Origin of the sequence: Streptomyces sp. WAC05292 (assembly GCF_003949955.1) — a bacterium.
Lineage (GTDB): Bacteria > Actinomycetota > Actinomycetes > Streptomycetales > Streptomycetaceae > Streptomyces > Streptomyces globosus.
In genome coordinates this window covers 1-4,621 of the sequence record NZ_RPSE01000457.1, presented here as the reverse complement: position 1 = coordinate 4,621, position 4,621 = coordinate 1, and the positions used below count along the sequence as shown (strand labels likewise).

General features: G+C 77.5%; 5 protein-coding genes. 2 read left to right on the top strand and 3 right to left on the bottom strand.

Going from position 1 to position 4,621, the window contains the following annotated elements; genetic code table 11:
* The first annotated feature begins 1,143 nt into the window (after positions 1-1,143).
* Together EF903_RS29125 and EF903_RS29120 are read left to right on the top strand one after the other, a co-directional pair.
* Entirely contained in the window at positions 1,144-1,761 is a 618-nt protein-coding gene (locus EF903_RS29125) for a DUF998 domain-containing protein (RefSeq protein WP_260616078.1), read from the top strand.
* The gene (locus EF903_RS29120; RefSeq protein ID WP_260616077.1) at positions 1,758-2,663 is read left to right on the top strand and encodes an alpha/beta fold hydrolase; all 906 of its coding nucleotides are present in this window, start codon (positions 1,758-1,760) and stop codon (positions 2,661-2,663) included. Before EF903_RS29125 ends, EF903_RS29120 begins: the two co-directional genes overlap by 4 nt.
* Here EF903_RS29120 and EF903_RS29115 read toward each other — a convergent pair.
* The 3 genes from EF903_RS29115 to EF903_RS29105 all read right to left on the bottom strand — a co-directional run bounded on the left by EF903_RS29115 (position 2,648) and on the right by EF903_RS29105 (position 4,602).
* Positions 2,648-3,067: a CBS domain-containing protein gene (locus EF903_RS29115; RefSeq protein WP_125547999.1), complete on the bottom strand. Its 420-nt coding sequence runs from the start codon at positions 3,065-3,067 to the stop codon at positions 2,648-2,650. The genes EF903_RS29120 and EF903_RS29115 overlap by 16 nt on opposite strands.
* A 138-nt stretch (positions 3,068-3,205) precedes the next feature.
* Entirely contained in the window at positions 3,206-3,940 is a 735-nt protein-coding gene (locus tag EF903_RS29110) for a DUF305 domain-containing protein (protein WP_185902885.1), read from the bottom strand.
* A complete protein-coding gene (locus tag EF903_RS29105) occupies positions 3,937-4,602 on the bottom strand; it encodes a DUF3105 domain-containing protein (protein ID WP_125547998.1) in 666 nt (221 codons plus the stop codon). Before EF903_RS29105 ends, EF903_RS29110 begins: the two co-directional genes overlap by 4 nt.
* Positions 4,603-4,621 lie beyond the last annotated feature (19 nt).

Here is a 4,621-nt window from a genome sequence, read left to right as displayed (position 1 = left end):
GCGGCCGCCGCCGGGGCCGCTGCCTCCGGCGCGGCGTCCGCGGCGGCTGCCGCTGCCCCGGACGCGGGCGCCTCGGCCGGGGCGGTTTCCTTCCGGAGGGACGCCCCTGCGGGCCCGCCCGGGACCTCCGCCTCCGCGGCGGGCGCGGCGGCCGAGGCGGGGCCCTTGCCCAGCGACGGCGCGGCCGACTCAGGCGCGGCGGTGGCCGCCGCCTCCGGCGCGGGTGCCGCGGCTGCGGCCGGGTCCTTGCGGAGGGACGGCCTTGCGGGCTCGCCCGGGGCCGCTGCCTCGGGCGCGGGCGCCTCGGCTGTGGCCGGGTTTTTCCGGAGGGCCGGCCTTGCGGGCTCAGCCGGGACCTCTGCCTCCGGCGCGGGTGCCGCGGCTGCGGCGGGGTCCTTGCGGAGGGACGGCCCTGCGGGCTCGCCCGGGGCCGCTGCCTCGGGCGCGGGCGCCTCGGCCCGGCTTTCCGCCTCCGGCGCGGGCGCCGTGGCCGGGCTTTCCGCCTCCGGCGCGGGCGCCTCGGCCGGGGTTTCCGCCTCCGGCGCGGGCGCCTCGGCTGCGGCGGGGTCCTTGCTGAGCGACGGCGCGGCCGGCTCGGGCGCGGCGGTGGCCGCCGCCTCCGGCGCGGGTGCCGCGGCCGGGGCAGGGGGCTGCGAGGGCTCTGCGCCGGGCTCCGGAGACTTCCGGAGCGACGGCTTCGCGGCCGGTGCCGGAGTCGGCTCCGCCTCCGGCCGGTGAACGGGTGTGCCCTCGTGCTCCGGCTCCGAGGGGGTGCCGGGCGGGTTCGGAGGCGTGCTCATGGAGTGGGGGTTGTCCTCGCGTCATGCGGTCTGATGATCCGAAAGACTGCCACGGGCCGGGGGGCCCGCCAAACGAGTTCCCCCCGGGGCCCCGCGCTGTGGCCCGCCGCACTCGGACCGCAGGCAACGCATTCGCCCCGGGGCACGTCTTCCAGGCCGGAGCCACCCCCGGAGGGACGCGGCACCTGCACGGCGACGACGCGCACGACCGGCGCGGCGGCCGCCGCCGCAGCGCCCGACGGGTGGCCGGGGGAGTGCGGAGGGGAGCGGATCCCGTCGCGCCCGCACCCGGGCCGGCATCCGCGCAGATTACGGGGACCGCAGTCTTGAGGATGATGTAAACATGGCCATACGGGCTGAAAAGCGCACGAACCATGACGGGCGCGCGGTACGCACGAGCCACACGTGGCGCGCGGGCCGCACGCGGCACACGGCACGCACAGGGCACACGCGGCACACCGGCCAGGCGGGCCAAGCGGGCCAGACGGGCCAGAGGGGTCAGGAAGGCCACCCCGAGTCCCGCCGGTTCTGGTCCGTCACCGGCTGGGCCGGGGTCACCCTCTTCGGCGCGGCCACCGCCGCCGACGCCTGGCTGCCGCTGAGCTGCACGCCCACCGCCGACCCCGTGTGCGCGGCCCGGGAGACCGCCGGGCTCGTGCCCGCCACGCACCAGGCCCACGCCGTCAGCAGCAGCCTCGCCATGACCGGCGCCCTCGTCGGCATCATCGCCCTCACCGTCGCCGCCCGCCGCTACCGCATCTTCGCGCCCCTCGCCGCCCACGGCCCCGCCCTCGTCGCCATGGAGCTGATCGCCACCGCCTGGACGCTGACCGCCATAGCGATGTTCACCGCCGGCCGCGGCACCTGGGCCCTCGGTGCCGGGCAGCGCCTCCAGGTCCTCCTCGTCGCGCTGTGGCTCGGCCTGCTGGCCTGGTCGGTGCACAAGGAGCGGCGTACGTGACCCACGGGACGCCCGGCACCCACGGGACGCCCGGGGAGGGGGATCCGCTCTTCGTCCGCGTCGACGGCACCGCCCTGCACGTCGTCGTCGACGGCGCCGGGCCGCCCGTCGTGCTGAGCGCCGGGCTCGCCATGGCCTGGTTCGACTGGGACCCCGTCGCCGCGCTGCTCGCCGCCGCGGGCCGCACCGTCATCCGCTTCGACCGCCCCGGCCACGGGCTGAGCGGCCCCGCGACCGCCCCGCCCACCGCCGCCGGCGAAGCCCGCCGCATCGCCCGGCTGCTCGACGCCCTCGGCCTGGGCGGCACCCCCGCCACCGTGGCCGGGCACTCGATCGCCGCCTTCCACGCCGAGGCCTTCGCCCGCCTGTACCCGCGGCGCACCGCCGCGCTGGTCCTCCTCGACGGCAGCGTCGAGGAACACCCTCGCACCCTCCTGCCGCCCGCCCTGCGCACCGGCGCGGCCCGCGCCGCGGGCCGCGTCCTCTCCGCCGCCGGGCTGCCGGCAGCGCTCGGCCCCGCCGCCCGCCGGGCCGCCGTCCGCCTCTCCCGGACCGGCGGCGCCGACCCCGCCCCTCGGGACCTCGTACGCCGCTGCTACCGCACCGGCCGCGTCTGGCGCGGGGTGCTGCTGGAGAACTCCCGCTACCCGGACATGGCCGCCGAGGTCCTCGCGCTGCGCGCCCGGCACCCGCTGGCCGCGCCCACGACCGTCCTCGCCGGCGACGACGGCTCCGGCAGCCGGGCCGCGGCCCGCTGGCTGGCCCGGCAGCGCGCGCTCGCCTTCGAACTCGGCGCCCGCTTCGAGGCCGCCGAGCCCGCCGGCCACCTGGTCATGCTGGACCGGCCGCAGCAGGTGGCCCGGGCCGTCCTCGGGGATGCCGCCGATCAGCGGCGGGCGTAGACCTTCTCGACGAAGCCCGCGAGCTGCTCGTCCGACAGGTGCTGCGCAAGGTCCGCCTCGCTGATCATGCCGACGAGGCGCTTGTTCTCGATGACCGGCAGGCGCTTGATCTGATGGGACTCCATCTCGTCCAGGACGTCCGAGACGTCGGCGTCCGCCGCGATCCAGCGGGGCGTGCCCTCGCACAGGTCGCCGCAGGTCACCCGGCCCGGGTCGTGGCCGGCCGCCACGCACTTCACGACGATGTCGCGGTCGGTGACGATGCCGCAGAGCCGCTCGTCGGCGTCGCTGACGGGCAGGGCGCCGACGTTCAGCCGGCGCATGAGCTCGGCCGCCCGGTCCAGGGTCTCCGTCGCCGGGATCCACTGGGCCCCGGGGTGCATGATGTCTGCCGCTGTGGTCATGGCGTCAACCTCCTGAGCATGCCGTTGCGCCGGCCGGCGCGGGCGCGCCACGCGCCCGCCGCGGAGCCCCGGCGGGGCCGGCCGGCGGGTGGAGGGCCGCAACCGGCGCCCTCCCACCCACCGTACGGGCGCGCCCCGTCACCCGCGCGGCGCAGCCCCGCGGGCCCGGAGCATGTCCGCCATCAGCGTCAGCTCGGACTGCTGCGCCTCGACCATGCCCTGGGCCAGCGCCCGCTCGGCGGGCGTCAAGCACTGCACGGCGCAGCCGCGGGCCATCGCCACACCGCCCTTGTGGTGGTCGGTCATCAGCTGGAGGAACAGCACCTCCGCGTCCCGGCCCTGCGCGGCGCCGAGCGCGGCGATCTCGTCCTTGGCGGCCATGCCGGGCATCAGCGCGCCCGGCTTGGCGGGGACGCCGTCCACGGCGTGGCCGCCGTGGGAGCCGTCGGCGCCACCGTGCCCGCCGTGGGAGCCGTCGGTGCCACCGTGCCCGCCGGCGGGGGCGTCGTTGCCGGCGGCGGGGGCCATCCAGGACATCGGCGGCTCGCCCGCCAGCACCTTCGGCAGCCCCCACAGGTCCAGCCAGCCCAGCAGCATGCCGCGCTGGTTCGCCTGCGTGTTCGCGATGTCGTAGGCGAGGCTGCGGACCGCCTCGTCCTGCGTGCGGTCCCGTACCAGGAACGACATCTCCACCGCCTGCTGGTGGTGCACCGCCATGTCCCGGGCGAAGCCCGCGTCCGGCGAGTACAGGGCGGGCGTCCGGGCGGCGGCCCCGGCGGTGCGCCCGCCGCTCGCGGCGGCGACCGTGGCCGCCACCGCGAAGAGCAGGGCGAGCAGCACCGCGGAGCCGGCCGCCCAGTACGTACGCCTCACTTGCCGGCCACCCCCATCGTGCAGGCCGCGCCCGGCTCGGGGGTCTGCGGGCCCTGCACGTACTTGGTGAAGAACTGCTTCACGCGCGGGTCGGCGGCGCTGTCCACGGTGACCTGCCGGCCCCACGCGCTCAGCATGATCGCCCCGGGCTGGTCGGCGACCGGGCTCATCAGCGAGTACGGGGTCTTCTCCACCGTGCGGGCGAGCTCGGCGACGTCCGCCGCGGGGGCCTTGTCGTTGTACGTCACCCACACCGCGCCGTGCTCCAGCGAGTGCACGGCGTTCTCGCGCGGGACCGGCTCCTTGTAGACGTTGCCGTCGCAGTTCATCCAGCGCGGGTGGTGGTCCCCGCCGACCGGCGGGTTCATCGGGTACGAGACGGGCGTCTCGACGTGGTTGCGGCCGAGCGACTTCGCGTCCCAGGACTGCTCGGCGGCCACGGGGGTGGTGCGGGCGGTCTCGGCCGCGCGGGCCTCCGCCTTCTCCTCGGCCTTCTGCCGCAGCAGGACCCACGCGCCGAAGCCGACGAGGCCCGCGACGAGCGCCGTGGACACCGAGATCGCGAGGATCTTGTTGCGGCGCTCGCGGGCGCGTTCGGCGCGGCGCATCTCCGCTATGCGCGCCTGCCGGGAGGGGTTGGGGGTCGGGTTGGTGCCGGCCATGTGACCTGATTCCTTCGTG

Coding starts and splice junctions, on each gene's coding strand:
- EF903_RS29115 (WP_125547999.1), bottom strand. CDS start 3,067: ATGACCACAGCGGCAGACATCATGCACCCCGGGGCCCAGTGGATCCCG.
- EF903_RS29105 (WP_125547998.1), bottom strand. CDS start 4,602: ATGGCCGGCACCAACCCGACCCCCAACCCCTCCCGGCAGGCGCGCATA.
- EF903_RS29125 (WP_260616078.1), top strand. CDS start 1,144: ATGGCCATACGGGCTGAAAAGCGCACGAACCATGACGGGCGCGCGGTA.